Genomic DNA, 26,202 nt, shown 5'->3' on the forward strand with positions numbered 1-26,202 from the left:
CACAGTTGATTAGGTCAGATTTGGAGTGTGAAACACGAACAAATCTGCCAATCAACCACTGCGCTGAGATGTTGACACGAACACTGAGAAGTGGGCCAGGGCTTTTTGCCCAGCCTCCTAGAACATTAATTCTTTGTAACTGTCAGAATAGCTTCGCCTTGCGAGATGGCACGAGGAAGATTTCCAATAACTTGAGTGTCAAAGTCAGTTTGGTTGGTCACGATAACAGGTGTTTCAGCAACAAGACCAGCAGCCTTAATGACATCAATGTCAAAGCTAATTAATTTATCACCAGCTTTTACCTTATCACCTTGTTTGACGTGAGCTGTGAAGCCTTTGCCTTCCAATCCAACAGTATCCATACCAATGTGCATAAGGAGCTCAACTCCGTTTGTAGCAGTGATACCAACAGCATGGTTAGTTGGGAAGAGGACGGATACTTCACCGTCAACTGGAGCAACCAAGATACCTTCGCTCGGATCAATAAGGACACCCTGTCCCATGACACCTGAAGCAAATACAGGGTCAGTAGCTTGTGACAATTCTTTGGCTTGACCAGTAAGTGGGCTGTTCAATTCAATAGCAGAACCAGTTTTAACGATAGTTTCAGCTGGAGTTACAACTTCTTCAATAGTTTCTTCTTTTTTTGAAAATGCACCTGTACGTTTGAAAACAGCTGTCAAAATCATTGGGACAACAATCGCAACAATCATTGCCATAAAGAATGCACCCCAGTATTCAGCTTTGATAGACAAGATACCTGGAAGACCACCGATACCGATAGAAGCAGCTTGGATATTGAAGGTTACAGAGAGTAAGCCTGCGATACTTGAACCAATCATAGCAGCTACAAATGGGTAAATGTATTTCACGTTGACACCAAAGAGGGCTGGTTCAGTAACACCAAGATAAGCAGAAATAGTCGCAGGAAGTGAAACCTGAGCTTCTTTTTCATTGTGACGGTTCATGAGGAAGTAGGCAAATACTGCAGAACCTTGAGCGATGTTAGAAAGAGCAATCATTGGCCAGAGACCAGTTCCACCAGCATCTGCAATCAATTGTGTATCGATGGCGTTTGTCATGTGGTGAAGACCAGTGATAACGAATGGCGCATAAAGGGCACCGAATACAGCACCGAAGAGCCATTTCAATGGGCCTGTCAAACCAGCTAATACAACTGTTGACAACCATTGCCCGATTGTCCAGCCGATAGGACCAAGGACAGTGTGGGCCAAGATAATAGCTGGAAGAAGTGATAGGAATGGTACGAAAATCATAGATACCACTTCAGGAATCACTTTACGCCAGAAGATTTCTAGATAAGAAAGTGCCAAACCTGCAAGGAGGGCAGGGATAACTTGTGCTTGGTAACCGATACGGGCAATGCTAAATGCGCCGAAGTTCCAAGACCATTCGCTAGCGATGGTCGCTGCGTCTGTACTTGGTACAGAATATGCGTTAAGCAACTGTGGAGATACCAAACAGATACCAAGGACGATACCAAGGATTTGTGACGTTCCCATTTTACGAGATACAGACCAAGTGATACCTACTGGCAAGAAGTGGAAGATGGCTTCACCTGGCAACCAGAGGAAGTGGTTGACACCGTTCCAGAATGGTGAAACATCAACGATAGTATTATAAATCGGAGAGCCAGAAGCTGTGACTTGTTTGACACCGTCAACTACTTTTTGTCCCAACCACTCCATCTGAACACCTTCTAGGAGGTTACGGAAACCGAGAATCAAACCGCCGACGATAAGGGCAGGGATGATTGGGGTGAAGATTTCCGCCAACATGGTCATAACACGTTGGATAGCATTTTGGTTACTTTTAGCGGCTGACTTAGCAGCTTCTTTTGATACGCCTTCAATACCAGATACCGCAGTAAAGTCATTGTAGAAGATTGGTACATCGTTGCCGATGATAACTTGGAACTGACCAGCGTTGGTGAAGGTTCCTTTTACTGCAGGAATGTCTTCGATGACTTTGACATTTGCCTTCTTGTCATCAGCAAGAACAAAACGCATACGTGTCGCACAGTGTGTTACTGCATTGACATTCTCTTTTCCACCAATAGCATCTAAGAGCTGTTTGGCTTCTTTTTCAAATTTTCCCATATATTTTTCCTTCTAGACGGCTTATGGAATCCGTCACCCTATATTTTTTGACATACTTAAAATCATATGTCTAAATTTTGAAATTTGTACGGACAAATTTCGTTTTGTGTTGTTATTGTATCCGATTTCATAAAATAATGCAAGCCTTTTTACTAATATTTTTTAAATTTTTGTTATAATAGTGGTGTTGTATGATGGAAAGCAGTCAATATATGAGGTTTCAACATGAAAAAATACCAAGAAATTTATAACGATTTAAAAGAAAAAATCCGTACAAATACTTATCCTGCTGGAGCGTCTTTGCCAACGGAACAGCAATTACAAGAAGAATATGGGGTCAGCAGGGATACAGTCAGAAAGGCCCTTTCGATTTTGACTGAGGGCGGCTTGATTCAAAAAGTACAAGGAAGAGGCTCCATGGTATTGAAACAAGAGGTCTTGAATTTCCCTGTATCGGGCTTGACTTCCTACCAGGAGTTGACAAATTCTCTTCAATTATCCACTCAAACTCAGGTAGTGAGTTTAGATTTGGTGACAGTTAATAGTAGCCTTTCGCATTTAACAGGCTTTGAGCCGTATAGCAAGGTGTGGAAAGTTGTCCGTACACGTTCGATTGACGGTAAGGTCTCTGTTGTGGATACAGATTATCTTGCTGTTGATGTCGTGCCAGAGTTGACAACTGCTATTGCTGAAAAATCCATCTATGAATACCTAGAAAATAAGTTAGGCCTTGACATTGCTTATGCACAAAAAGAGATTACGGTAGAGCCGACCAGTCGAGAAGAGCGCGATCTAATGCAATCGAAGGATGATTATTTGGTCTTGATTAAATCTCGTGTCTATCTCGGTGATACCCAGCAATTCCAATATACGGAAAGTAAGCATAAAATAGATAAATTCCGTTTTGTCGATTTTGCTCGTCGAAAACGTTCGTTATAAGAGGAATGGAAATATCATCTATTTTATTGTATAATGGTAGGCGAGGTGTTATATGGCAAACTTAAATCGATATAAATTTACATTTGGTGAAAAACAATTAACATTAACAACTGAGCATGACAATCTCTTTATGGAGGAAATTGAACGTATTGCCCAGGAAAAATACCAGGCAATAAAGGAAAAAATGCCGACAGCAGATTCCGAGACATTGGCCCTTTTATTGGCAATCAATGCCTTGTCTGTTCAATTAACTCGTGAGATTGCTTTTGAACAGAGAGAAAAAGAGTTAGAAACGACTAAAGACAAGGTTGACAAGAAGAATGTGACCCTTGTAGATTTAGATGGGCTTGAGGATAAGACATGATTTCAATAGTACTTATTCTTGTTTTGGTATGGAGTTTTTATCTGGGTTATAGTCGGGGTTTGGTTGTGCAGACCTTTTATAGCCTTGGAAGTATTGTTGCTCTAACGATTGCGACGGCAACTTATAAAAGTTTGATTCCTTTCCTTTATCTTTGGGTTCCATTTGCGAACGCGACTCAAGGTAGTTCAAACTATTATTTTGATGAGAAATATCTCTTTGACTTAGATAGTGTATTTTATGCAGGTTTGGCCTTCCTAATCATCTATTTCTTGGTCTATGTATTGGTGCGATTTTTAGGGATATTTGTCCATCTATTTGAAGGTTTTTATCCAGATACTCAGACTAGCAATGTGATTAGTGGATTGTTATCGGTTTTGGTGACTTTTATTTCCTTACAAATTGTCATGGTCCTGTTATCAACGATACCATTGGCGATTATCCAGGATAATCTTCAACATAGCTTTATTGCCAATGCCATGATTCAATACACACCATTTACAAGTAGTTTTTTTAAATCTCTCTGGTTAAGTAATGTTGCAGGGTAAGGGGAACCTTATCCTTTTTGACTAAGTAGGAACATATGAATAATAAAATTATTGAAACCCTTGAATTTCACAAGGTAAGACAAAAAATTGAGCCCTATCTCTTGACGGAACAGGGCTTTGAAGAATTACGCCAGTTGGAGCCCATGGTGGAAGTCCACCGTATCCAGCAGGCTTTTGACGAGTTGACAGACATAGCGCAGATTTTTGTGGAAAATCCTTATTTCAGTCTGTCAGCTACTAGTGACATCGGTCCAGCCATGCGTCGTTTGGAATTGGATACAGACCTCAATATCGCTGAGCTATTAGCTGTTAAAAAGGTCCTGGAAGTTTCTAAATCTCTCTTGGATTTTTATGGAAATCTGGAAAATGTCAGTCTTAGCCAGCTAGATAAACTCTTTGAGAAGATTGAGCTTTTTCCACATTTACAAGGCTCCCTCCAGTCCATCAATGATGCGGGGTTTGTAGAGGATTTTGCTTCTGAAAAGCTGGCTCGTATCCGCCGGAAAATCCGTGAAGCTGAAGACCAAGTTCGTCAGGTCATGCAGGATATTTTGAAGACCAAGGGCGACATGCTGTCCGATAGCATTTTAGCAAGCCGTAATGGACGTAATGTCCTTCCTGTTAAAAATACCTATCGCAATAAGATTGCAGGGGTAGTCCATGACATTTCTGCATCAGGCTCGACCGTTTATATTGAGCCGCGGGCAGTGGTGACCCTGAACGAAGAAATCAGTCACCTCCGTGCAGAAGAGCGCCATGAGCTTAACCGTATCTTGCAGGAATTGTCGGATATGCTTCGACCTCATAGTGGTATTCTCCGAAATAATGCTTGGATCATCGGTCATCTTGATTTTGTCCGTGCTAAGCATCTCTTTGCGCGTGATCATCATGCAGTTGTACCCAAACTATCTGAGAAGCAGGATATTGCCCTTCTCAACGTTCGGCATCCGCTCATTGCTAAGCCCGTACCAAATGACCTTTATTTCGGTAGTCAGTTGACGGCTATTGTTATCACAGGTCCCAACACGGGTGGTAAGACCATTATGCTCAAGACCTTGGGATTGACCCATCTGATGGCCCAGTCTGGTTTGCCTATCTTGGCTGACAAGGGCAGTCGGGTAGCTATCTTCAAAGAAATTTTTGCGGATATTGGGGATGAACAGTCTATTGAGCAGAGTTTATCAACCTTCTCCAGTCACATGACCCACACGGTACAGATTTTAGCGGAGGCGGATCAAGATTCCCTTATTCTCTTTGACGAGTTGGGAGCTGGGACCGATCCGCAGGAGGGTGCGTCTTTGGCAATGGCTATTTTGGATGACCTTCGTCTGCGGGGGATTAAGACCATGGCAACCACCCACTATCCTGAGCTCAAGGCCTACGGAATAGAAACCTCTGGTATTGAAAATGCCAGCATGGAATTTGATACCAATAGTCTGCGTCCGACCTATAAGTTTATGCAGGGTGTTCCTGGTCGCTCTAATGCCTTTGAAATAGCAAGACGTTTGGGCTTGTCGGATATCATCATCCAGTCAGCCCAATCTTGGACGGATACGGACAGCGATGTCAACCGCATTATTGAGAAATTGGAAAACCAAACGGTTGAAAGCCGCCGTCGCTTAGACAAGATTCGTGAAGTAGAACAAGAAAACTTCAAGATGAATCGAGCCCTCCGCAAGCTCTATGATGAACTCAATCGTGAGCGGGAAAATGAGCTCAACAAGGCACGCTTGGAAGCTAGGGAAATCGTTGACTTGGCTCTGGCAGAGAGTGAGGACATTCTCAAGAATCTTCATGCCGCAGCCAGCCTTAAGCCCCACCAAATCATCGAAGCTAAGGCAGAGCTGAAAAAGTTGGCACCTGAAGTGGTAGATCTGTCTAAGAACAAAGTCTTGAAAAAAGCCAAAATTCAGCGGGAAGCCAAGGTGGGCGATGACATTATCGTTACAGCTTATGGACAACGTGGGACCTTGACCAATCAGCTTAAGGATGGGCGTTGGGAAGCTCAGGTTGGCTTGATTAAGATGACTTTGGCCAAAGATGAGTTTGAGTTAGTCAAGGCGGAAAAGGCAGAGCAGCCTAAGAAACGCCAGGTTCACACAGTCAAACGTGCCAATGTACGAGGACCAAAAGCCCGCTTAGATCTCCGTGGCAAACGCTACGAAGAGGCTATGATGGAGCTGGATGAATTTATCGACCAGGCCCTGCTCAATAACCTAGCCCAAGTCGATATTGTTCACGGTATTGGTACAGGGGTTATCCGAGAAGGGGTGACCAAGTACCTTCGCCGCAACAAGCAGGTCAAGGAATTCGGCTACGCCCCACAAAATGCAGGTGGCTCAGGCTGTACTATTGTGACCTTTAAGTGAAAAAGCAAAGCACTTGCAAGTAGCAGGTGCATTTGAATACAGTTGCAAAACTCAAAAAAATAGTAAAATAAAATGAGGAGGTTTATATGATTATCAGAAAATACCAGCCAGCCGATGAGAAGGGCTGGGTCTACTGTAAGGCACTCAGCTACCTCTTCTCTCCATTCTTTGATGATAGAGAAACAGAGAAGCCCGAACTAATGACAGACGTTTATGATTATCGTGTGGAATGGGTGGCAGAAGTGGACGGGCAAATCGTTGGTCTAATCGACATCGATATTTACACTGAGGAGTGCAGTCAATCTTATATTTACGCACCAAGTAAGCGAACAGCTTATTTTACTAACCTAGCAGTTCACCCTGATTTTCAAGGGCAGGGCACTGCACAAGCGCTTTTTGAACAGGCAGAGAATGAATTGAGAGAGCAAGGTGTAGAGAAACTAGCTATCTTTACCAGAGAGGACGATGCTGCTAACCATTTGTATCAGAAATGGGGTGGGCAATTGGTATGTACTGATTATCTGGTGGTTGGGGCACCCAAGGATATTCCGACCTTCCGTTTTGGTATTGATTTAGAGAGTGGTCGATTGGCCTTTTCAGATATGGAAGGTCAGCCAGTTCCCTACTATTTGAGAGAAGGTGTTTATGTAGTCAGTGAAGAAGCTGGCTTGGATCTCTTTGACATAGAAGATGTCTATCAAGAATTAACCTATGTGGTGGATGTAACAGAAAAAAGTTGAAATGTTTCAACTTTTTTCTTTTTTCGCTTGCTATGGAGTGGGCTCCATGGTTTATAATCTTATTATCATCAGCTGGGAAAGGAAGTGATATTTTGAAAACAATGAAAGAAGTGGCGGAGGAACTGGACTTGTCCAATGACACCATTCGCTATTATGAACGAATCGGGCTCTTACAGGTGCCGCGAGACAAAAATGGCTACCGGCAATTTGACCAGCAGTCAATAGACTGGCTCTTTTTGGTCAAAATGCTCCGTAAGTCTGGGATGTCCATTGAAAGTTTGGTGGACTATGTTGGCCTAGTACGACAGGGAGATAGTACCATCGCTGCTCGAAAGGCGATTTTACAGGAACAGGAAGAGCGGTTGAAGGAGCAAATCGCTCAGCAAGAAGCTGTCTTGGAAATGTTGAGTCACAAGGTGGCGACCTATGATAGTCACTTACTACGCTTTGAACAAGAACGATTAGACAAAGGAGAATAAATATGCAAACAGTTACATTACACAACGGAGTTGAGATGCCAACAGTTGGATTCGGAGTTTTCCAAATTCCAGATCCAGAAACCTGCCAACAGGTTGTTGAAGAAGCTATTCGGACAGGTTATCGCTTGATTGATACTGCTCAGGCTTATGGCAATGAAGAGGCGGTTGGTCGTGCCATTCGCAATGCGGGTGTGCCACGGGAGGAACTGTTTATTACGACCAAATTGTGGATTTCGGATATGAGCTATTATGGTGCCAAGGAAGCCTTTGCGGCCTCTATGGAAAAGCTGGGCTTGGATTATCTGGATCTCTACCTCCTTCATCAGCCAGTAGGAGATACTTTTGGAGCTTGGCGGGCCGTAGAAGAACTCTATCAGGAAGGGAAAATCCGTGCCATTGGCGTATCCAATTTCAAACCAGACCAGATTGCCAACCTAGCTCTCTTTAATAGAGTGAAGCCGATGGTCAATCAGATTGAGCTCCATGTTTTCAACCAAAAATCAGAAGAACGGGCTTATCTAGCTAGCAAGGACATCCAAGTCCAAAGCTGGGGAGCCTTTGCAGAAGGGAAATTTGATGTCTTTACAAATCCTGTCTTGACAGAGATTGCCAACAAATACGGCAAATCAACTGCCCAGGTCATGCTCCGCTTCCAACTTCAGTCAGGCATTGTTTCCTTATCGAAATCTGCCAATCCAGAGCGTGTCCGTCAGAATTTTGACATCTTTGACTTTACATTGACAGAAGAAGATATGACCGCTATCCAAGGGCTCAATACAGATACAACAGTCTTTGCGGACCACCACCAAGCTCAAACCATTGAAGCTCTAGCAGGCTATGTAGGGAAGGCCTTTTAAGAGTAAGCTTGTTTTTGGCTAATACTGGATTTGACAGGAAGAACCATTTTCCATTTCACGCTTGCTCCCTGCGGTCTAGTTTGGCTTGACCAATACGTTTTTCCAAGTCACTATTTTCTCGACACATCTATCTCCCCCTTTTTCTCGTAGCAAAAATTCGCATTCTGTTTTCTTTTGGTGTAGAATGATAGTAGAAAAACAGAAACGGAGAAAATTATGGTTCAAGTTATTACAGATGCAAACTTTGAAGTTGAAACACAAGAAGGCGTCGTCCTTGTTGACTTTTGGGCACCTTGGTGTGGTCCATGCCGCATGCAAGCGCCAATCTTAGAGCAATTAGCAGATGAAGTGGACGAAGATGCATTGCGTATCTACAAAATGGATGTTGATGAAAATCCAAACACAGCCCGTCAATTCGGTATCATGTCGATCCCAACACTTTTGTTCAAAAAAGATGGACAGGTTGTGAAACAAGTTGCTGGTGTTCACACCAAAGACCAAATCAAAACAATCTTGGCAGAGATTGGTTAATCGAACATGAAAGCAGGTAGTGGATTCGCTACTTGTTTTTTTCACAACTGAGAGTATGTTCAAAAAGTCAGATTGTGAAGAATGGCACAAGATGTTATAATAATCTTATCATTGTCTTTTAGAAAGGTTATATATGACAGTCATAAGCTATAAACCATTAAATCTCTATCGTCAGTTTAAAACAGCAGCTAAAGAGTTCCCACATGTTGCTATTTATTTTGACCAACCCTACGCATCCTTTCCTGAATTAGGATTGGAAAATACCTATCAAACAGTTTTTGAGGCCATTCAAAAAAGAGCTGCCCAATTTGCAGCAGCAGGTATTGGCTATGGGGACAAGGTGGTTCTCTATAAGAGCCCAGCTTTTGACACCTATTTGTTAGCAGTAGCGGTAACGGCATTGGGTGCTGTTCCTGTTATGATTTCCTACCATTTGCCATCTTCGAATTTAGATGTGTTTGCGGAGCGATTGGAAAAGTCTTTCATTGTCTACGACCAGGAAACGGAAGAACGTGTGGCAGGAATGACCCAAACCGACCTGGTAACAAAGATATTTTTACCTCACGTCCTATTGCAGGAAACAGATACATTTGAAGAAAATCTCCTGCCAGAAGATGTCATTCAATACATGACCCATACTTCAGGAACGACAGGTGTTCCAAAACTAATCTGCCACACAGCACAGACCATGGGCTGGCGAGTAGCTTGGCAACAAACTATTTTTGACAAGATGACGGAGAGAGGCTTGCTGGCCTTCCATATCTCTCCTGTTCATTCACGCTATAATATCGGAGTGTCGTCGGCTATTGGGCTAGGATTTCCCCTCTACCCGCTTTCTTCTGCAAGAAAAGATGATGTTGAACGGGCGCTTGCTCTTCATCGTCCAAGTGCTCTGGAAACCCATCCTAATAACTTTGTCCAATGGGCAAGACTGGCCAAGGAAAAACCAGAGGTCTTTAGCAGCATTCGTTATTACCATTCAACCTTTGATGCTATCAATATTGGTACGCTTCGTGCCTTCTTGAAAGCTTCTAAAGAGCAACATCCAGTCTTTATGCAGGTTTATGGTCAAAGTGAATGTGGTCCAATGATTTTACGTTACCATCGCTTGGAAAATCTAGGAACAGTTAGCGGGCGAGATATGGGGATTGGTCTGACAGGTTACACAGAAGCACGCATCACAGATGCCAAAGGGAATCCTCTCCCAGCTGGAGAAAATGGACATATCCAGTTTCTGTCAAAAGGCCGTGCGGTGACCTACTACAAAGAAGATGCCCGCTTCCAAGATAATGTGTACGGTGCTTGGTGGGATAGTGGTGACTACGGCTGTATGACTCCAGAGGGGACACTTCTTCTAAAAGACCGTCAGGTTGACCTCATTGAGCACATCGACAGCAATCTAGCCTTGGAAGATTTATTGCTGGATAAATTGGACTTTTTATCAGAAGTCGTGATTATCCGCGATGTCAATGGTGCACCGCAGCCGATTATCGCTCTGGCAGAAGATGCTGAGATGAACTGGGAAGCTTGGTGGGTCATGGTTGCAGACCTACCACTATTGAAAGAGCCCATCTTGATGGCTTATGACGACATTCCACGTACTGCGACCATGAAGGTTCAACGCCTCAAAATGGAAGCAGAAATGAAAGAAAAAAATCTGTAAGGGTGACGAAACCACGCTTGCAGATAAGAAGGAGTTCACATGAAAGAAATTTACCTAGCAGGCGGTTGTTTCTGGGGAATGGAAGGCTACTTTTCCCAGATTGATGGTATTCTTGACACCAGCGTTGGCTATGCCAATGGACAGGTGGAGACGACCAATTATCAACTCCTCAAACAAACAGATCACGCAGAGACGCTCTATCTAGCCTATGATGAGACTCGTATCCATTTGCGGGAAATTCTCCTCTACTATTTCCGCGTCATTGATCCCTTCTCTGTCAATCAGCAGGGGCCTGACAAGGGTCGCCAGTATCGGACTGGTATCTATTACACAGATGAGGCTGATTTGCCGACCATCGAGCAGGTCATGACGGAGCAGTCTCAGCTCTTTGGCGGACGCCCCCTAGCCGTTGAAGTGGAGCCACTCGCGCATTACATCCCCGCCGAAGACTACCATCAGGATTATCTCAAGAAAAATCCCCAAGGGTACTGCCATATCGATCTTGCACAGGCAAAAATCCCTCTGATTGATGTTGCAGACTACCAAAAGCCAGACCAGCAAGTCTTAAAAGAAAGCTTGACCGACCTCCAGTATCAAGTCACTCAAGAAGCTGCGACGGAAAGACCCTTCGAAAATGAGTTTTGGAATAGCGACCAAGCTGGCATCTACGTCGATATTACGACTGGCGAGCCCCTCTTTCTCTCGACAGACAAATTCGACTCAGGCTGCGGCTGGCCCTCCTTTACCAAACCAATCAGCAAGGAAGTTGTGACTTATTTCCAAGATCTTTCCCACGGCATGAACCGCATTGAAGTTCGCAGTCGGGCTGGTCATGCTCATCTAGGCCATGTCTTTGATGACGGACCGCGTGACAAAGGCGGTCTCCGTTACTGCATCAACTCAGCAGCCCTTCGTTTCATACCGAGAGAAGAGATGGAGGCAGCAGGCTATGGCTTGTTTTTGGACTTGCTTAAATAAATTTATGAGCGCAGAAGGGAGCGGGAAAGAACTCAACCATTCATAGAAGAGTTCGTTTTCCCACCCCCGCACAGTTGATTAGGTTAGATTTGGAGTGTAAAACACGAACAAATCTGCCAATCAACCACTGCGCTGAGATGTTGACACTAACTTTTAGAAGCGGTGCTGGGCTTTTTGCCCAGCCTCTTTTGTGTATTAAAATTGTATGTTCAGAAAGATGATTTTGATATAATAATTTATATATAGATATTATTTTAGTTGGACAGGTGATCTATTTTAATCGGGTTTGAGCGATTATAAACATCGCCTTTTCTTACATTTTAGAGAATAGGAAGACAGATGATTATGATGAAAGGAAAATTTGTACTTGTATCGACTATCATTCTAGCCGTCTTTATGATTTGGTTGGGGGTCAGCCAAAAGGAGACTATGCTTGTTCACTATTATCCTTCTGTGACTACCTTGTCGATATCTGAGGACGTGACTTACTCAGATGTACGACAGCGATTAGAGGAGTATTCTCAACAGACGGATAGTGTCATTGCTAGACGAGTGATTGAGCCAAGAAAATTAGGTGGACGTACCTTTTCCTATGACAATTTTAGTCAGTCTTCCCTACCAAGAGGACTAGAGGAATTTCGGGCATCAGAAAAGGTGGAGTCTGCACTCCTAACCAAATATTTTATTTTCCAAGGGAAAGCGACAGTAGAGGAGCTTCGGTCTCTTCTTGTTTCGCTTGGCTTTGACGAGGTTCAGATTCGAAAGCCCTCGACTATTGCTACTTTACTAGCATTTCTGACACAAGGTGGTCAATTCTTAGCCGTACTGGTCTTTCTTATTACCTATATGGCTTTGGTCGTGATTGCCAATGTAAGGCAGTTGCGCACAGCAGGTATCCGTTTGATTGCAGGAGATTCACGTTGGCATCTGTTTTGGCTATCTCTACAGGAAAATGCGAAAGAGATAGCTCTAACTATCCCATTTGTGGTTCTTCCAGCAGTTGGACTGGCCTACCTCATTGGATTAGATGGCTATTCTGTCTACTATCTGGTCGCAGCCTTGGTGGGCTATCATTTCTTGCTTGGTTTGATTGCCCTTTTTTTCGCTGCTACATTTACCTTGGCCATTCGAACCTACCACTTTTTACCCTTGTTAAAAGGGAAGATGCCCCTGCAAGGAATCCTGACCATTATGGTTATGGGACAAATGCTGGCTCTACTGGTGGTGTCATTGGGCATGGCTCAAACCGTCTATTATTCAGGAATTTGGCGGGAATACCAAGCAGGGGCTCAGCAGTGGGAGAAAGAAGAGGACTATTACAGTTTAGCTTGGAATATTTCTGCGGATGGTCGCTCAGGACTTAATTCGCCTGAAAATTGGTATCCTTTACTAAAGCAAGCATTGGAGGAAGACGGCGCGCTCTTTGTCAAAAGTAATTTGAATGCCTATTTAATGGGCTCCCAACTGGAAGATGGAACAAGCCTGGACAGCTACCATCCAGCAGGAAACACCCTCTACGTTAGTCTAAATTATTTGCAGATACAGGATGTAGACTTGTCGGACGAAGCATTACCTTCTCTACAAGAAGGAGAATTTCAACTTCTATTACCTGAAACATTGCGTCCTGAAAGTGATAGGTATCTCCATCTTTACCAAGATTATATCAATCGTATGGTTAGACCTGCTAATCAAGCAAGCTCAGCTACCATCAAGGGAAAAGTTGCCTATTTAAAAGATGGGCAGAAGCAATTTATCTACAATCATCGTTCTGGTCAGCATGTGCAATATTTGAAAGACCCTATTTTAGTTGTTCTGACACCGTCAAGTTTGGGAGAGGAATCTGCTGATTTTTGGTTGAATGAAGTAGATAGCAGTATTTTATTTAAAAACAGAGATAAACTTTTGCGCGAATTGAAGGAAAGAAATCTGTTTCAGTTTGTCAATGAAGTGAAAAGTAGCTCCTCCCTCTTTACAGAACTTTTAGATCGTATTCGGATAGAGACCATTTCAACATCTATGGGAGCCATTTTAGGGATTGTGACATCAATTGTTCTGTTTAATACCATGAATCTTCTATACTTCGAAGAGTTTAAACGTGAGATTTTTATCAAGGAAATTGCAGGGATGGATTTCTTGGGAATCCATAAGAAATACCTAACGGTTCAGCTACTGGCCCTTTTATTAGCCTTGGGAGCGAGCATAGTAGTAACAGGTCACATGTTCATAAGTAGTATCGGTTTTGCCTTGTTTATGGTCAATGCTCTCTGCTTATTGAGGTGGCAGACAAGAAAAGAGGGAGCTTGGAATATCCGTATTTTGAAAGGAGCCTAGTATGTTTTCTATCCAATCAATTCAAAAGAAATTTGGAAAGCGGAACTTGTTTTCTGATGTAACGCTAGACTTGCAGGCTGGAAAGGTCTATGCCTTGATAGGTGCCAGTGGTAGTGGAAAAACGACCTTGCTGAATATTTTAGCCAAGTTGGAGTCCTATGATGCAGGCGACATTCTCTACAAGGGAAAGGAATTGAAAAAGTTGAAGCCCCATCTCTTTTTTAGGGAGGAATTAGGCTATCTCTTTCAGAATTTTGGTCTTTTAGAAAGTCAGACAATCAAAGAAAATCTGGATTTGGGACTGATTGGTCAGAAATTGTCCAAAGACCAAAGGAAATCGAGGCAGGAAGCGGCACTTGATGCAGTGGGGCTGTCTTATCTGAACCTGTCCCAGCCTATCTATGAACTTTCAGGAGGGGAAGCCCAGCGGGTAGCTCTTGCTAAAGTCATCCTGAAAAATCCTCCATTGATTTTGGCAGATGAGCCAACTGCTGCCTTAGACCCTAAGAGTTCACAAGAAATTATGGATATTTTGTTATCTTTGAAGAGTCCAAACAGGCTTATTGTGATTGCCACCCATAATCCCTTGATTTGGGAACAGGCAGATGTCATCATAAAAATGGAAGACTTGTAAAAATTCATACTCTATCAAAATTATCCGTTATCAACATACCTTGATGAACTCCAGTTCTATCTTCGGATTCGTTTCCTAGGCTACTTTTGATTTTCATTGAGTATCAGAAAATATTCTTGATTTTTTCGTGAAATTAGATTAAAATAAAACTAGATAAAACTGAATAATCGGTTGATATTGGGTAGAAGGGAAACTGACTGTTCAATGGACGGAACTCTGGAGAGACCATTTTGGCACCGAAGGGGCAAGGTAGTTCTGCTTGGAAAAGTGGACCTACTGAAACTCTCAGGTAAAAGGACAGAGCGTTGAAAAATAGGCTTTTTCTGTATTTTTCACGTTGATTCTAGAGGTTGATGAATTCAGCCTCTTTTTGTTTTTCCGGCAGCTTTATCGGATTAAGAATTATGCTTAGGAGGAACTATGTTAGAACTATTTAAGGCTATCAATAATCTTGTTTGGGGACCGCCTCTCTTAATACTTTTGGTCGGTACAGGTGCTTACTTTACACTCCGTTTAGGGATGTTTCAAGTTAGTAAGTTACCAACCGCCTTTCGTTTGATTTTTTCCAGTGACCAGTCTGGTCAGGGAGATGTGTCAAGCTTTGCGGCTCTTTGTACGGCTCTTGCAGCGACGGTTGGTACGGGAAATATCGTTGGGGTGGCAACTGCTATTACGACAGGTGGACCAGGTGCCCTCTTCTGGATGTGGGTGGCGGCCTTCTTCGGGATGGCAACCAAGTATGCAGAAGGATTTTTAGCCATTAAATACCGTACAAAGGATGCCAACGGACAAGCGGCTGGTGGTCCTATGCACTACATTACCTTGGGGATGGGCAAAAAATGGAAACCTCTAGCAGTCTTCTTTGCTATTTCAGGTGTTTTGGTTGCTCTTTTGGGGATTGGAACTTTTTCGCAAGTTAATTCCATCACTGCTTCTTTGGAAACGAGTTTTGGATTAGCTCCCCAGTTGGTCAGCATTGTGACAGCCATTTTCATTGCTTTCTTTATCTTTGGGGGAATTGAAAAAATCTCGGATGTTTCGACCAAAATCGTTCCTTTCATGGCGATTTTATATATTTTGGCAAGTTTGATAGTTTTGGTAGTTCACTGGAATGAACTGCTGCCGACACTTGGTTTGGTTCTGAAATCTGCCTTCTCACCTGCAGCAGCAGTAGGTGGCTTTATAGGGGCAACTGTAAAAGAAGCGATCCAACGTGGTATTGCGCGTGGAGTATTTTCAAATGAATCTGGTCTAGGTTCAGCGCCGATTGCAGCAGCGGCTGCCAAATCGGATAATCCTGTCGAACAAGGGTTGATTTCGATGACAGGTACCTTTATTGATACCCTTATCATCTGTACATTAACTGGATTAACGATTTTGGTGACGGGTCAGTGGACGACAGAAGGATTGGAAGGAGCTCCTCTGACACAGGCAGCTTTTGCAACAATTTTTGGCAATGCAGGATCTATTGCCTTGACGATTAGTTTGGTACTTTTTGCTTTTACAACTATTCTCGGATGGTCTTACTATGGTGAACGCTGTATCGAGTTTCTATTCGGTACCAAATCCATCTTGCCTTATCGTCTGTTATTTGTGGCAATGGTAGCCCTTGGTGGTTTCCTCAAACTAGACTTGATTTGGACCATTGCCGATATTGTGAATGGTCTCATGGCCCTACCAAACTTGATTGCCTTACTAGCTCTATCTCCTGTTATCATCAAGGAGACACACCAGTATTTTGCAAAGTAGAAATAAGATGAGGCTGGGCAAAAAGACCAACCTCGCTTCTCAGGGTTCGTGTCAACATCTCAGCGCAGTGGTTGATTGGCAGATTTGTTCGTGTTTTACACTCTAAATTTGACCTAATCAACTGTGCGGGGGCGGGAAGACGAACTCTTTTTTTGACCAGTCGAGTTCTTTCCCGCTCCCTGTTCTTTTAGGATGTTTTCTGCTATAATTATCTCATGAATGATTTTATTACCAAGTATTTGTCTCAATTTAATATTGAGGCCATTGTGACAGCAGGTCTAAATAAGGTTTTATCGCTTGTTTTACTCTTTGTTGCATTTTACATTATCAAGAAGATAGCCAAATCTTCTGTGAAAAAGGTTTTGGTTCCCTCCCTAAAGGTATCCACTCAGGAAATTGGTCGCCAGAAGACCATCAGTCGTCTGGTGGAAAGCATCCTAAATTACCTACTCTACTTTATCCTTATCTACTGTATTTTGAGTATCCTCGGTTTACCGGTATCCAGTCTTCTTGCAGGAGCTGGGATTGCTGGGGTAGCTGTTGGTCTGGGAGCGCAAGGTTTTCTCTCAGACTTGGTCAATGGATTCTTTATCTTAATTGAACGACAGTTTGACGTTGGAGATGTGGTCAAGTTAACCAACGGGCCTATTACCATTTCAGGAACCATCGTTAGCATGGGAATCCGAACAACACAAGTACGTGATGCAGATGGGACATTGCATTTTATTCCCAATCGCAACATTCTAGTGGTATCCAATCAGTCAAGAGGGGACATGCGTGCTCAAATTGATATTCCGCTCAAATTTAATACCGATTTGGAACAAGTCTATCGCGTAATAGAAGAGGTCAATTTGAGAGAAATCAGCAATTTTGACCAGATTACAGGTGTGACTGTATTAGGTCCCCAAAACGCTATTTCGGGACAGTTTGTATTTCGTGTCAATCTTTTCGTAGCTAACGGTCAACAGAACAAGATCTATCATCAATTCTTTGGTTTTTATCAAGATGCCCTGCGTCAAGCAGGAATAGATTTACCTTCAAGTGGGCCAACTGTTTTAAAATAAGGAGTTTATGATGCAAACAAAAGATTTTGTCGTTGAAAATGGGCAGATGTATTATAAGAAGAACCCCTTGCATAAACAGCCTCTCTTTTGGACAACCATCGCTGGTGCAGTCCTCTCCTTCATCCTAGGAGTAACCTGTTTTATTTTTATGATCGGTCTAAGCGCAGCAAATTTTGATAATTGGGATACAGGTAGTGACGGATACATTGATGAGACTGTGGAATACACGGAGTATCAAGTTGGTGACTCAGTTGATTTTTCTGATGGTCTTCATGTGACCGTAACGTCGATGGGCAAAGACGATAGCGTAGAACTAGTAGATAGCTACTATAGCACAGCTTATGTTGTTGAAATGGAAGTTGAAAATTCGACCGCAGAAGAACTCTATTTTGATGAATACTATTTCAGTCTCATGGATCCCGTTAGTCAGATTCCCTTTACTCTGGATTTACGGACCTACGATGTGAATCTAGTTGAAAAGTTGAAGCCAGGAGAGAAAGTACAAGTAAAACTTATCTACGGTATAGATAATGAAACAAACTTTGGTTTTACCTACGAAGATGCCATGTGGACGGAATTAGTCGCAGAAGGTATCTAATCGCTGTAGAAAAAGTTTTAAATACTGCACAATTTTGCGGGTTTATAACGCCCCTTGGTTCAGATTGTTCGGCTTGATAATCGACCTATCTGTTATTTTTACATTTTAAAAAGGGAGTGGGAAAGAACTCGACTGGTCTAAAAAAGAGTTCGTCTTCCCACCCCCGCACAGTTGATTAGGTCAGATTTGGAGTGTAAAACACGAACAAATCTGCCAATCAACCACTGCGCTGAGATGTTGACACGAACTCTGAGAAGTGTGGCAGGACTTTTTTCCCAGCCTCTCTTCTTTTAACAAAAAATACCCCCAAAATTAGCACGTCAATTTTGGGGGCGTTTTTATTATAGTTTAGTAAACTAAAAGTAAGCTTATACCAAACCTTGGGCAATCATGCTATCCGCAATTTGTTCAAAGGCTGCGATGTTAGCACCTGCGAGGTAGTCTGTACCAAGGTCGTATTTTTCAGCTGTTTCTTTAGCTGTATTGAAGATGTTGGCCATGATGTCTTTAAGACGACCGTCTACTTCTTCACGAGTCCATGAAAGACGAAGGCTGTTTTGGCTCATTTCAAGGGCTGATACGGCTACACCACCAGCGTTAGCTGCTTTTGCAAGGCCGTAAAGAACGCCATTTTCTTTGTAAACTTTGATAGCGTCAAGGTCTGATGGCATGTTGGCACCTTCAGCCACACAGTAAACGCCATTTTTCACAAGGGCAGCAGCTTGCTCGCCGTTGATTTCGTTTTGAGTCGCACATGGTAGGGCAATGTCAGCCTTGCCATTGTAGTTCCATATAGAACCTTCGAAGTACTTAGCCGTTGCTTTTTCTGCAGCGTATTCTGTCAAACGAGCGCGGCGTTTTTCTTTGATGTCCACCAAGAGGTCAAAGTCGATACCAGTTTCGTCAATGATGTAACCATTTGAATCAGAAACAGAGATGACTTTTGCACCGAGTTCAGTCGCTTTTTGAACGGCATATTGGGCAACGTTACCAGAACCTGAGATAAGGACTGTTTGGTCTTTGAAGGATTTACCGTTTGCTGCCAACATGTTATCAGTGAAGTAAACCAAACCGTAACCAGTTGCTTCTGGGCGGATCAATGAACCACCGAAGCCAAGAGGTTTACCAGTCAAGACACCTGCATCAAACTGGCGGAGGCGTTTGTATTGACCGTACATGTAACCAATCTCACGACCACCGACACCGATGTCACCAGCAGGGACGTCAAGTGAAGGTCCGATGTGTTTTTGCAATTCAGTCATGAAGCTTTGGCAGAAGCGCATGATTTCAGCGTCTGTCTTGCCTTTAGGATCAAAGTCTGAACCACCTTTACCACCGCCGATTGGAAGACCAGTCAAGACGTTTTTGAAGATTTGCTCAAAACCGAGGAACTTCAAGATGGATTGGTTTACAGTTGGGTGGAAGCGAAGACCGCCTTTGTAAGGACCTACAGCTGAGTTGAACTGAACGCGGTAGCCACGGTTGACTTGAACATTTCCATCTTTATCTGTCCATGGAACACGGAAGCTGATGATACGTTCTGGCTCAACGATACGGGCCAAGATGTTTTCTTCGATGTATTCTGGGTGTGCTTCAAAAACAGGCTCAAGTGTAGAGAAGAGTTCTTCTACAGCTTGGAGGAATTCTGTTTCGTGTGGGTTGCGAGCTTTAACAGCTTCAAATGATTGGGCGATATAAGCTTTTGCATTTGACATGTGGTCACCTGATTTCTTTATTATTTATAGTCATCCAGTTTTTCTTTTATTACTTCGTTAACTCGCTTTGCCGTACTCCAGTACTGTCTGCAGCTCGTTGCCTAGTACTAAAAGCAAACTGAAAGACTAGATTAAATTGTCTGACAATTTAATTTATCTGATAATTATTATAGCACCATGATTTTTAAATGTAAAGAAGAAAATGTAAGAATTTTAAAAAAATTAATAAATTTTTATTGAAAAATCCGAACGTTAGTAGTAAATGGAGAAAATCCGTTTGTTTCTTATGATATAATCAAGAAAGAATGACCTATATGGAGGATAATATGGTTTCAACAGCAACGACACTTGGTGGATTTGAATTTGACAATTGTTTGATGAATGCGGCGGGGGTATGGTGCATGACCAAGGAGGAGTTGGCAGCGGTCAAGGAATCTGCGGCTGGGACCTTTGTGACCAAAACAGCAACCTTGGACTACCGCGCGGGTAATCCAGAACCACGTTATCAGAATGTTCCGCTTGGTTCTATCAATTCGATGGGCTTGCCAAATCAGGGCTTGGCTTACTATTTGGATTATCTACTAGAATTGCAGGAAACGGAGCCAGAACGCACATTTGTTTTATCTGTAGTTGGAATGTCGCCTGATGAGACTCATGAGATTTTGAGAACTGTAGAAGCCAGTGATTTTAAGGGGCTGACAGAGTTAAATCTTTCTTGTCCCAATGTCCCTGGAAAACCGCAGATTGCCTATGATTTTGAAACGACAGAGACCATCTTGCAGGAGGTCTTCACTTACTTTACCAAACCACTCGGTATTAAGTTACCACCTTATTTCGATATCGTGCATTTTGACCAAGCAGCAGCGATTTTCAACCAGTTTCCTTTGAAGTTTGTCAACTGTGTCAATTCGATTGGAAATGGTCTCTACATCAAGGATGAGTCAGTTGTCATCAAGCCTAAAAATGGTTTTGGTGGTATCGGTGGAGAGTATATCAAGCCGACTGCTCTTGCCAATGTCCATGCCTTTTACCAGCGCTTGAAACCGGGGATTCAGATTGTCGGAACAGGAGGCGTGCTGACGGGACGGGATGCCTTCGAGCATATCCTCTGCGGTGCCAGCATGGTTCAAATCGGTACAACTCTGCAAAAGGAAGGGCTGGTTGCCTTTGAACGAATAACTGCTGAATTACAGGCCATTATGGCAGAAAAGGGCTATGAAACCATTGAAGATTTCCGAGGCAAGTTACAATATATTGAATAAAGTAATTAAAGTGGGACTGACGTCCCACTTTTACTATGGATTTTTTAGTATTAAAGGTGTATAATGATGTTAATCGGAGGTTGTAAGGATGTCAAGGAGGCGAAGACGGGCTCGAGCACAACAACGTGCTATTCGGAGAAGTGTCCGACAGCTTGTAGGGATTGCTGGATTTTCTCTTATTTTGCTGTTTCTCATTCTTATATTGGAGCATTTTACTCTCTTGAAATATGATAGCAGTCAAACTAGTGGTCTGTCGGATAAATCAGAGTCTCAACAAGTTTTGCAGGAAGCGACAGGGATTCAGACGGCTCGTATCATGGCTCATGGGGATTTGCTCTATCACTTGCCTATTCTTCGAGGAGCAGAACGGCCAGATGGAAGTTACGATTTTTCTGAGAATTTTACCTACGTAAAGCCCTGGATAGAACAGGCTGATTTCGCTATCGCAGACTTTGAAGGGACCATTTCCCCAGATGTCGAATTAGCAGGTTACCCACTTTTTAATGCGCCTGCCATTGTCGCCAACAATATCCATGATGCAGGCTACGATTTGGTGGATTTGGCCCACAATCATATCTTGGATTCACATCTTTCTGGATTGGTTTCCACTGTCAATACATTTAGAGATGCAGGTGTGGATACAGTCGGTGTCTACGCTGAAGGTAATCGGGCAACTGCACCACTCTACATTCGAGAAGTCAATGGTATCCGTATAGCGGTTTTAGCCTATGCTTACGGCTTCAATGGGATGGAGGCTTTGCTGAGTCAGGAGGAATATGATGCCTATTTATCGGATTTTGATAAAGAAAAGATGCAGGCAGAGATTGAGCGAGCTGAGAAAGAGGCAGATATTACCATCGTCATGCCTCAGACGGGTGTGGAATACCAGTTGGAGCCAACGGAGGAACAAACCAGTTTGTATCGTCAAATGATTGATTGGGGGGCTGATATTGTTTTGGGCGGACATCCCCATGTGGTCGAACCGGCGGAAATTCTTGAGAAAGATGGGCAGAGAAAATTGATTATCTATTCTATGGGCAACTTCCTGTCAAACCAGCGTATCGAAAGCATGGAGGACACACCCAATGCCCAGTGGACAGAACGGGGTGTTTTGATGGATATTACCATTCAGAAAGAGAATGGGCAGACCAGGATCCAGACAGCCCAAGCTCATCCGACCTGGGTCAATCGCTTGTCCAAGGGGACGTATTCGTCAGAAGGTTATGAACAATTTGCGTATCAAACCTATATCTTGCAAGATTGGGTAGAAGGCGGTCAGTATTATGGGCAGTTGGATCCAGATACCCAGGCGCGTGTGGGCACAGCCTATCAAGAAATGAAGGATTTTGTAAATCTAAATTGGTAAGGGGAGAATATGGCAGTTCGATTAGTTGCAACAGATATGGATGGCACATTCTTAGATGGTCAAGGAAGTTTTGATAGAGAGCGATTTTCGAGGGTCTTGGAGAAGCTAGAAGAGAAACAGATTCCATTTGTCATTGCCAGTGGTAATGGGATGGGCAGGTTATTGCAGCTTTGCCAAGGATTTGAAGACCGGTTAATCTTTGTAGCAGATAATGGAGCCCATGTTTATCAAAATGGCAGAACAATGATTCGACGTGCTATTCAGCAAGAAGAAGTCGAAGCAATACTGCATTTTTTTAAAGGACGTTGGGCGGATGTATGTCTGATGTTGTCCAATGAAGAAAATATCTATATGCAGGCGGGAGCCGGACAGCCTTTTGAGGGAACGGATTTACCGATTGAACCTGCTCAAATGGCTGCCTTCCAAAATCGTGTGACCTATTTAGACGACCTCAGTGCTTATCCTATTTCTGAGCCGATTTATAAGGTTGGTCTCTGGGTTCCTGAAGCGCGTGTGGAGTCGATAACGGAAGGCTTTAATCAGGCCTTTCAAGGCAATCTAGTGGCAGTCACCAGTGGCTATGGCTCCATCGATATCTTGCCGCAAGGGATTCATAAGGCATGGGGCTTGGAACAGGTTTTGAACCGTTTGGATATCGAACCTGAACAGGTAATGGCCTTCGGCGATTCGGATAATGATATCGAGATGTTAAACTATGTAGGTTATTCCTATGCCATGGAAAATGCGACGGACAAGGTCAAGGCGGTTGCCAAATACCTGGCTCCAAGCCATTTGGAAGCTGGTGTGCTTCAGGTCATTGAAGAATATATAGTCATTTAGTTTATCTTTGATTACTTCGTTAACTCGCTTTGCCGTACTCCAGTACAGCCTGCAGCTCGTTGCCTTGTACTAAAAGCAAACGAAACAACTATATTTTATAAGTATATAGAAAAAAGCTAGAACTCTCCGTCCAGAGAATGCTAGCTTTTTTATACTCTTCGAAAATCAAAAGCAGATGCTGTTGACTTGATTTGATGAGTGAAAGGCTCCAGTGGAGTCTTTCAGTCTGTTACCTTGAAACAAAATAGTAACAGGGGTCTATCTGCGTAAGTAGAAACGAACTACGTTCGCTCTATCTCCAACCTCCAAAGGTTCCCCAAACCTTTGGAGCTAGTCTGATTTTGATTTTCGAAGAGTATAACATCATTAACTCGTCAACCACAAAGCCCTCACTAAGATTATACACCTAGTGAGGGCTTTGTGTTCGTTTTCATTATTCTGTGGGTGAGGGCGAAGCCATCATGGATGTCTTTCCCACTCCCGCTTTTTTTAATTTCCAACGCTGGTGAACTTGGTCATACCATGGCGGAAGAGTTTGTAATTGATGGTAAATAAGACCAGGACAACCAGTGGCAGAGCCAGTCCCCACATAGACAGGTCTAAGAAGTAGAGGGCTGGGAAATAGGCTGTAAAAGCATAAGGGAAAACAAAAATCAGCAGGATTTGAATGATTTTTGGATAGATATTGAGTGGGTATTGAGCCATCTGATTGAGGGCAAAAATTCCCATGGTTAAAGGAAATGATTCCACAATCCAAAAAGCTAGAGCAGTCGGTCCCAGCTGAATAGCTGCATAGAGTAGGCCGATACAAATGGCAATAAAGATTAGTAGGGCTAGTTTTCCAAGACTCCATTCCATACCCAGTTCCTTGGTAGCTTGGGCTAGTGCAAGGGAACCGATGAGGGTTGTTCCGATTCCTTGTGGCTGGATTCGTTCGCAGATTAGCTGAAAAAGAGGATTGACAGGCATGAGGAGGAGGCGTTCAAATTCGCCTTGTCGAATGTAGCGACTGCCAAACATCCAGAGATTGTCAAAGAAAATCAAGTGAATGGAGCGTCCGACGGTGGCTATTCCATAGATGAAAAGCATTTGACCGTAGTTGAAACCAGCGATTTCCTTAATATTTCCAAAGAGAATGTTGAGGAAAATCAGGTAGACAATTTGCTCAATCAAAGAGGAGAAAAGCCCGATGAAGAAGTCCACCCGAAAGGACATCTGGGCCATCATGTAGACCTTGATATTATAGAGATAGAGGCTGATATATTTTTTCATCTTACCCTCCAAAAATGACAATACGGCGCTTAGCCTGAGACCAAAGAACGGCGATGAAGAGAGCGAGGAATGGTATCCAGAGAACTTGCAATCCCAAAGCTGTTAGATCGCTTTCCTGTCCTAGTAAAATGGAAACAGGAACGTTAACCGCATAATTATAGGGAAGGAGTTTCAAAAAGTTTTCCACAGACTGTGGATAAAAACTGAGTGGCAAGAGTGCTCCAGAAGCCAGATTGAAAAGCCCCATCCGCAGGAGCATGACTCCCCAGGCATTGACCGTAAAAAATGCTAAGAAGCCAAAAGCCATATCCAGTAATTGAACGATAAACATCCCTAGAATCGAACTGACTAGAAAGAGCAAAATGGTCTGGCCATCAGGCAGGTAGAAATCTTGATGAACAAGTAAGATACCGATAAATACGATGGCAAATTTTATCAGTTCCAAGAGCTTATTTCCAAGGTCCTTGAAAAAGAGGGCTAGGATAAAGGAATAGGGTCTGAGAAATTCCCCCGCAATACTTCCTTTTAAAATGCTGTAGGATAAATCTTCTCCGAGTGAGAAAGAATTTAAACTGGCTAGTAGATTAGCAAAGATGATATATGTAGTAAAGGTTTGAAGGGTAAAGCCATTGACTTCTGATTGAGTGAAGAAAATGGTTTTCCAGACATAGAGAGCTACTAAAATCTTCACTGCCAGAGAAACGAAAGTCGCTAGAAAGAAAGCCTTGTACTGCATGGCATTCATCATGGTCAGGCGGGTCATGTAGAGATATTTACGCATGGATACCCTCCTCATAAATTTGGCGGACCATGGTTTCAATTTCCAATTCCTTCATGGTGACATCTTCAACCGAATAATGATTAAAGATTTGCTCAATCACCTGGGCACTGGTCCAAAACTTACTTTGGTAGTGGATTTCAAAGTGAAAGTCATCTATTCGTTCAAATTCCCAGCCTTCTAGTTGCAAGTCTTTTTCAATTGGCTTTTCTGTGGAAAATAGAATGGTTTTCACTGTGGAAAAGCGTTCTTTGAGGACGGTCAGTGAACCATCGTAGACTTTCTTGCCCTTATCAATGATAAAAATCCGCTCACAGAGGCTTTCAATGTCCTTCATATCATGGGAAGTAATCAAGAAAGTGGTCTGGTATTCTTGATTCATATAGCGGATAAAGGAGCGAATGGTCTCCTTGACGCTGGCATCCAAGCCAATGGTTGGTTCGTCCAAAAAGACAACGGCAGGTTGGTGGATAAAGATAGCCGCAAATTCACAGCGAACCCGTTGGCCGAGTGACAGATTACGGATTGGTCGCTTCATAATATCAGCCAAGTCCAATAAATCAATCAAGACAGCTAGTCTTTCCTTAAAAATCGCATCGGGGACATCATAAATTTTTGCGTGAAGGATAAAGGATTCCTGGACAGGCAAGTTCCAATCCAAATGGGATTTTTGTCCAAAGAGTACTCCGATTTGCTTATTGACAGCCTTGCGATTTTCTTGCGGATTGAGGCCGTTGATTCGGACTGAGCCCTGGTCTGGATAGAGGACTCCCGTTAGCATTTTGATGGTGGTCGACTTACCGGAACCATTGGAGCCGATATAGCCGATGATTTCTCCTTTTCCTACCTGCAAGGAAATATCTTGGACGGCAGGAATTTTCTTTTTCTTGGGTTTGAAAAAGGCCTTAATAGAACCTTTGAGACCGACTTCCTTATCTATGATGGAATAGGTTTTTGATAGATGTTCAGCTTGAATCATTTCATCATCTCCTTTAAGAAAACGTTTGC

At 43.1% G+C, this 26,202-nt stretch carries 23 protein-coding genes and 1 riboswitch; of the genes, 18 read left to right on the plus strand and 5 right to left on the minus strand.

The window, feature by feature from the left end; translation table 11 throughout:
- Positions 1-125: 125 nt before the first annotated feature.
- Positions 126-2,120 carry a PTS system trehalose-specific EIIBC component gene (gene treP / locus ODU55_RS02590; RefSeq protein ID WP_398581769.1) on the minus strand — a complete coding sequence of 665 codons (1,995 nt, stop codon included), beginning with the start codon at positions 2,118-2,120 and terminating at the stop codon, positions 126-128.
- A gap of 225 nt (positions 2,121-2,345) precedes the next feature.
- On the opposite strand from treP, the gene treR reads away from it, so the two are divergent.
- The 15 genes from treR to ODU55_RS02665 all read left to right on the plus strand — a co-directional run bounded on the left by treR (position 2,346) and on the right by ODU55_RS02665 (position 17,961).
- Positions 2,346-3,059: a trehalose operon repressor gene (gene treR, locus ODU55_RS02595; RefSeq protein ID WP_398581770.1), complete on the plus strand. Its 714-nt coding sequence runs from the start codon at positions 2,346-2,348 to the stop codon at positions 3,057-3,059.
- A 52-nt stretch (positions 3,060-3,111) separates the two neighbouring features.
- Entirely contained in the window at positions 3,112-3,423 is a 312-nt protein-coding gene (locus ODU55_RS02600; protein WP_074391364.1) for a hypothetical protein, read from the plus strand.
- Complete coding sequence (locus ODU55_RS02605; protein ID WP_398581771.1) at positions 3,420-3,968, plus strand: CvpA family protein; 549 nt, start codon at positions 3,420-3,422, stop codon at positions 3,966-3,968. The genes ODU55_RS02600 and ODU55_RS02605 overlap by 4 nt, the downstream gene beginning before the upstream one ends.
- A gap of 35 nt (positions 3,969-4,003) precedes the next feature.
- Positions 4,004-6,337, plus strand: a complete 2,334-nt coding sequence (locus ODU55_RS02610; RefSeq protein ID WP_398581772.1) for an endonuclease MutS2 — start codon at positions 4,004-4,006, stop codon at positions 6,335-6,337.
- An 86-nt stretch (positions 6,338-6,423) separates the two neighbouring features.
- On the plus strand, positions 6,424-7,077 hold the full coding sequence (locus ODU55_RS02615; protein ID WP_398581773.1) for a GNAT family N-acetyltransferase: 654 nt from the start codon (positions 6,424-6,426) through the stop codon (positions 7,075-7,077).
- A gap of 101 nt (positions 7,078-7,178) precedes the next feature.
- A complete protein-coding gene (locus ODU55_RS02620) occupies positions 7,179-7,556 on the plus strand; it encodes a MerR family transcriptional regulator (RefSeq protein ID WP_248298025.1) in 378 nt (125 codons plus the stop codon).
- 2 nt (positions 7,557-7,558) lie between these two features.
- A complete protein-coding gene (locus tag ODU55_RS02625; protein ID WP_398581774.1) occupies positions 7,559-8,413 on the plus strand; it encodes an aldo/keto reductase in 855 nt (284 codons plus the stop codon).
- Positions 8,414-8,629: 216 nt separating this feature from the next.
- Complete coding sequence (gene trxA, locus ODU55_RS02630) at positions 8,630-8,944, plus strand: thioredoxin (RefSeq protein WP_398581775.1); 315 nt, start codon at positions 8,630-8,632, stop codon at positions 8,942-8,944.
- Between the two features lie 133 nt (positions 8,945-9,077).
- Positions 9,078-10,607: an AMP-binding protein gene (locus tag ODU55_RS02635; protein ID WP_398581776.1), complete on the plus strand. Its 1,530-nt coding sequence runs from the start codon at positions 9,078-9,080 to the stop codon at positions 10,605-10,607.
- Between the two features lie 39 nt (positions 10,608-10,646).
- Positions 10,647-11,585: a peptide-methionine (R)-S-oxide reductase MsrB gene (gene msrB / locus ODU55_RS02640; protein WP_398581777.1), complete on the plus strand. Its 939-nt coding sequence runs from the start codon at positions 10,647-10,649 to the stop codon at positions 11,583-11,585.
- A gap of 348 nt (positions 11,586-11,933) precedes the next feature.
- Positions 11,934-13,916: a DUF1430 domain-containing protein gene (locus ODU55_RS02645; RefSeq protein WP_398581803.1), complete on the plus strand. Its 1,983-nt coding sequence runs from the start codon at positions 11,934-11,936 to the stop codon at positions 13,914-13,916.
- A 1-nt stretch (position 13,917) separates the two neighbouring features.
- Complete coding sequence (locus tag ODU55_RS02650) at positions 13,918-14,550, plus strand: ABC transporter ATP-binding protein (protein ID WP_398581778.1); 633 nt, start codon at positions 13,918-13,920, stop codon at positions 14,548-14,550.
- A 206-nt stretch (positions 14,551-14,756) separates the two neighbouring features.
- Positions 14,757-14,861, plus strand: a riboswitch (glycine riboswitch).
- 109 nt (positions 14,862-14,970) lie between these two features.
- Positions 14,971-16,299: an alanine/glycine:cation symporter family protein gene (locus ODU55_RS02655; protein WP_398581780.1), complete on the plus strand. Its 1,329-nt coding sequence runs from the start codon at positions 14,971-14,973 to the stop codon at positions 16,297-16,299.
- A 215-nt stretch (positions 16,300-16,514) separates the two neighbouring features.
- Positions 16,515-17,363 carry a mechanosensitive ion channel domain-containing protein gene (locus ODU55_RS02660; protein ID WP_172061121.1) on the plus strand — a complete coding sequence of 283 codons (849 nt, stop codon included), beginning with the start codon at positions 16,515-16,517 and terminating at the stop codon, positions 17,361-17,363.
- 10 nt (positions 17,364-17,373) lie between these two features.
- A complete protein-coding gene (locus ODU55_RS02665; protein WP_398581781.1) occupies positions 17,374-17,961 on the plus strand; it encodes a DUF4352 domain-containing protein in 588 nt (195 codons plus the stop codon).
- Between the two features lie 368 nt (positions 17,962-18,329).
- Here ODU55_RS02665 and gdhA read toward each other — a convergent pair whose 3' ends face one another.
- Entirely contained in the window at positions 18,330-19,676 is a 1,347-nt protein-coding gene (gdhA, locus tag ODU55_RS02670) for an NADP-specific glutamate dehydrogenase (RefSeq protein WP_398581782.1), read from the minus strand.
- A gap of 326 nt (positions 19,677-20,002) precedes the next feature.
- Between gdhA and ODU55_RS02675 the strand changes: the two genes are divergently transcribed.
- The 3 genes from ODU55_RS02675 (at position 20,003) to ODU55_RS02685 (ending at position 23,144) form a co-directional block, all read left to right on the plus strand.
- Positions 20,003-20,938, plus strand: coding sequence for a dihydroorotate oxidase (locus tag ODU55_RS02675; protein WP_398581783.1), 936 nt, complete (start codon positions 20,003-20,005; stop codon positions 20,936-20,938).
- An 88-nt stretch (positions 20,939-21,026) separates the two neighbouring features.
- On the plus strand, positions 21,027-22,304 hold the full coding sequence (locus ODU55_RS02680; RefSeq protein ID WP_398581784.1) for a CapA family protein: 1,278 nt from the start codon (positions 21,027-21,029) through the stop codon (positions 22,302-22,304).
- 9 nt (positions 22,305-22,313) lie between these two features.
- Positions 22,314-23,144 carry a Cof-type HAD-IIB family hydrolase gene (locus ODU55_RS02685; RefSeq protein WP_398581785.1) on the plus strand — a complete coding sequence of 277 codons (831 nt, stop codon included), beginning with the start codon at positions 22,314-22,316 and terminating at the stop codon, positions 23,142-23,144.
- Between the two features lie 489 nt (positions 23,145-23,633).
- Here the strand turns inward: ODU55_RS02685 and ODU55_RS02690 are convergent, their stop codons facing one another.
- From ODU55_RS02690 to ODU55_RS02700, 3 genes are read right to left on the minus strand one after another with little or no spacing between them, the layout of a single operon-like run.
- On the minus strand, positions 23,634-24,416 hold the full coding sequence (locus ODU55_RS02690; RefSeq protein WP_398581786.1) for an ABC transporter permease: 783 nt from the start codon (positions 24,414-24,416) through the stop codon (positions 23,634-23,636).
- 1 nt (position 24,417) lies between these two features.
- Positions 24,418-25,197 carry an ABC transporter permease gene (locus ODU55_RS02695; RefSeq protein WP_398581787.1) on the minus strand — a complete coding sequence of 260 codons (780 nt, stop codon included), beginning with the start codon at positions 25,195-25,197 and terminating at the stop codon, positions 24,418-24,420.
- Positions 25,190-26,173 carry an ATP-binding cassette domain-containing protein gene (locus ODU55_RS02700; RefSeq protein WP_398581788.1) on the minus strand — a complete coding sequence of 328 codons (984 nt, stop codon included), beginning with the start codon at positions 26,171-26,173 and terminating at the stop codon, positions 25,190-25,192. The genes ODU55_RS02695 and ODU55_RS02700 overlap by 8 nt, the downstream gene beginning before the upstream one ends.
- Between the last annotated feature and the right edge of the window lie 29 nt (positions 26,174-26,202).

It is taken from the genome of Streptococcus sp. 2022WUSS037 (genome assembly GCF_044427225.1).
Taxonomy (GTDB): domain Bacteria; phylum Bacillota; class Bacilli; order Lactobacillales; family Streptococcaceae; genus Streptococcus.

Bases quoted from the DNA above. Each gene is read 5' to 3' on its own strand.
- ODU55_RS02655 (WP_398581780.1), top strand. From the start codon at position 14,971: ATGTTAGAACTATTTAAGGCTATCAATAATCTTGTTTGGGGACCGCCT.
- trxA (WP_398581775.1), top strand. From the start codon at position 8,630: ATGGTTCAAGTTATTACAGATGCAAACTTTGAAGTTGAAACACAAGAA.
- ODU55_RS02645 (WP_398581803.1), top strand. From the start codon at position 11,934: ATGAAAGGAAAATTTGTACTTGTATCGACTATCATTCTAGCCGTCTTT.
- ODU55_RS02685 (WP_398581785.1), top strand. From the start codon at position 22,314: ATGGCAGTTCGATTAGTTGCAACAGATATGGATGGCACATTCTTAGAT.
- ODU55_RS02635 (WP_398581776.1), top strand. From the start codon at position 9,078: ATGACAGTCATAAGCTATAAACCATTAAATCTCTATCGTCAGTTTAAA.
- treR (WP_398581770.1), top strand. From the start codon at position 2,346: ATGAAAAAATACCAAGAAATTTATAACGATTTAAAAGAAAAAATCCGT.
- ODU55_RS02675 (WP_398581783.1), top strand. From the start codon at position 20,003: ATGGTTTCAACAGCAACGACACTTGGTGGATTTGAATTTGACAATTGT.
- ODU55_RS02615 (WP_398581773.1), top strand. From the start codon at position 6,424: ATGATTATCAGAAAATACCAGCCAGCCGATGAGAAGGGCTGGGTCTAC.
- ODU55_RS02600 (WP_074391364.1), top strand. From the start codon at position 3,112: ATGGCAAACTTAAATCGATATAAATTTACATTTGGTGAAAAACAATTA.
- ODU55_RS02680 (WP_398581784.1), top strand. From the start codon at position 21,027: ATGTCAAGGAGGCGAAGACGGGCTCGAGCACAACAACGTGCTATTCGG.
- ODU55_RS02610 (WP_398581772.1), top strand. From the start codon at position 4,004: ATGAATAATAAAATTATTGAAACCCTTGAATTTCACAAGGTAAGACAA.
- ODU55_RS02695 (WP_398581787.1), bottom strand. From the start codon at position 25,197: ATGCGTAAATATCTCTACATGACCCGCCTGACCATGATGAATGCCATG.
- ODU55_RS02690 (WP_398581786.1), bottom strand. From the start codon at position 24,416: ATGAAAAAATATATCAGCCTCTATCTCTATAATATCAAGGTCTACATG.
- msrB (WP_398581777.1), top strand. From the start codon at position 10,647: ATGAAAGAAATTTACCTAGCAGGCGGTTGTTTCTGGGGAATGGAAGGC.
- ODU55_RS02665 (WP_398581781.1), top strand. From the start codon at position 17,374: ATGCAAACAAAAGATTTTGTCGTTGAAAATGGGCAGATGTATTATAAG.
- ODU55_RS02605 (WP_398581771.1), top strand. From the start codon at position 3,420: ATGATTTCAATAGTACTTATTCTTGTTTTGGTATGGAGTTTTTATCTG.
- ODU55_RS02620 (WP_248298025.1), top strand. From the start codon at position 7,179: ATGAAAGAAGTGGCGGAGGAACTGGACTTGTCCAATGACACCATTCGC.
- gdhA (WP_398581782.1), bottom strand. From the start codon at position 19,676: ATGTCAAATGCAAAAGCTTATATCGCCCAATCATTTGAAGCTGTTAAA.
- ODU55_RS02650 (WP_398581778.1), top strand. From the start codon at position 13,918: ATGTTTTCTATCCAATCAATTCAAAAGAAATTTGGAAAGCGGAACTTG.
- treP (WP_398581769.1), bottom strand. From the start codon at position 2,120: ATGGGAAAATTTGAAAAAGAAGCCAAACAGCTCTTAGATGCTATTGGT.
- ODU55_RS02660 (WP_172061121.1), top strand. From the start codon at position 16,515: ATGAATGATTTTATTACCAAGTATTTGTCTCAATTTAATATTGAGGCC.
- ODU55_RS02625 (WP_398581774.1), top strand. From the start codon at position 7,559: ATGCAAACAGTTACATTACACAACGGAGTTGAGATGCCAACAGTTGGA.
- ODU55_RS02700 (WP_398581788.1), bottom strand. From the start codon at position 26,173: ATGATTCAAGCTGAACATCTATCAAAAACCTATTCCATCATAGATAAG.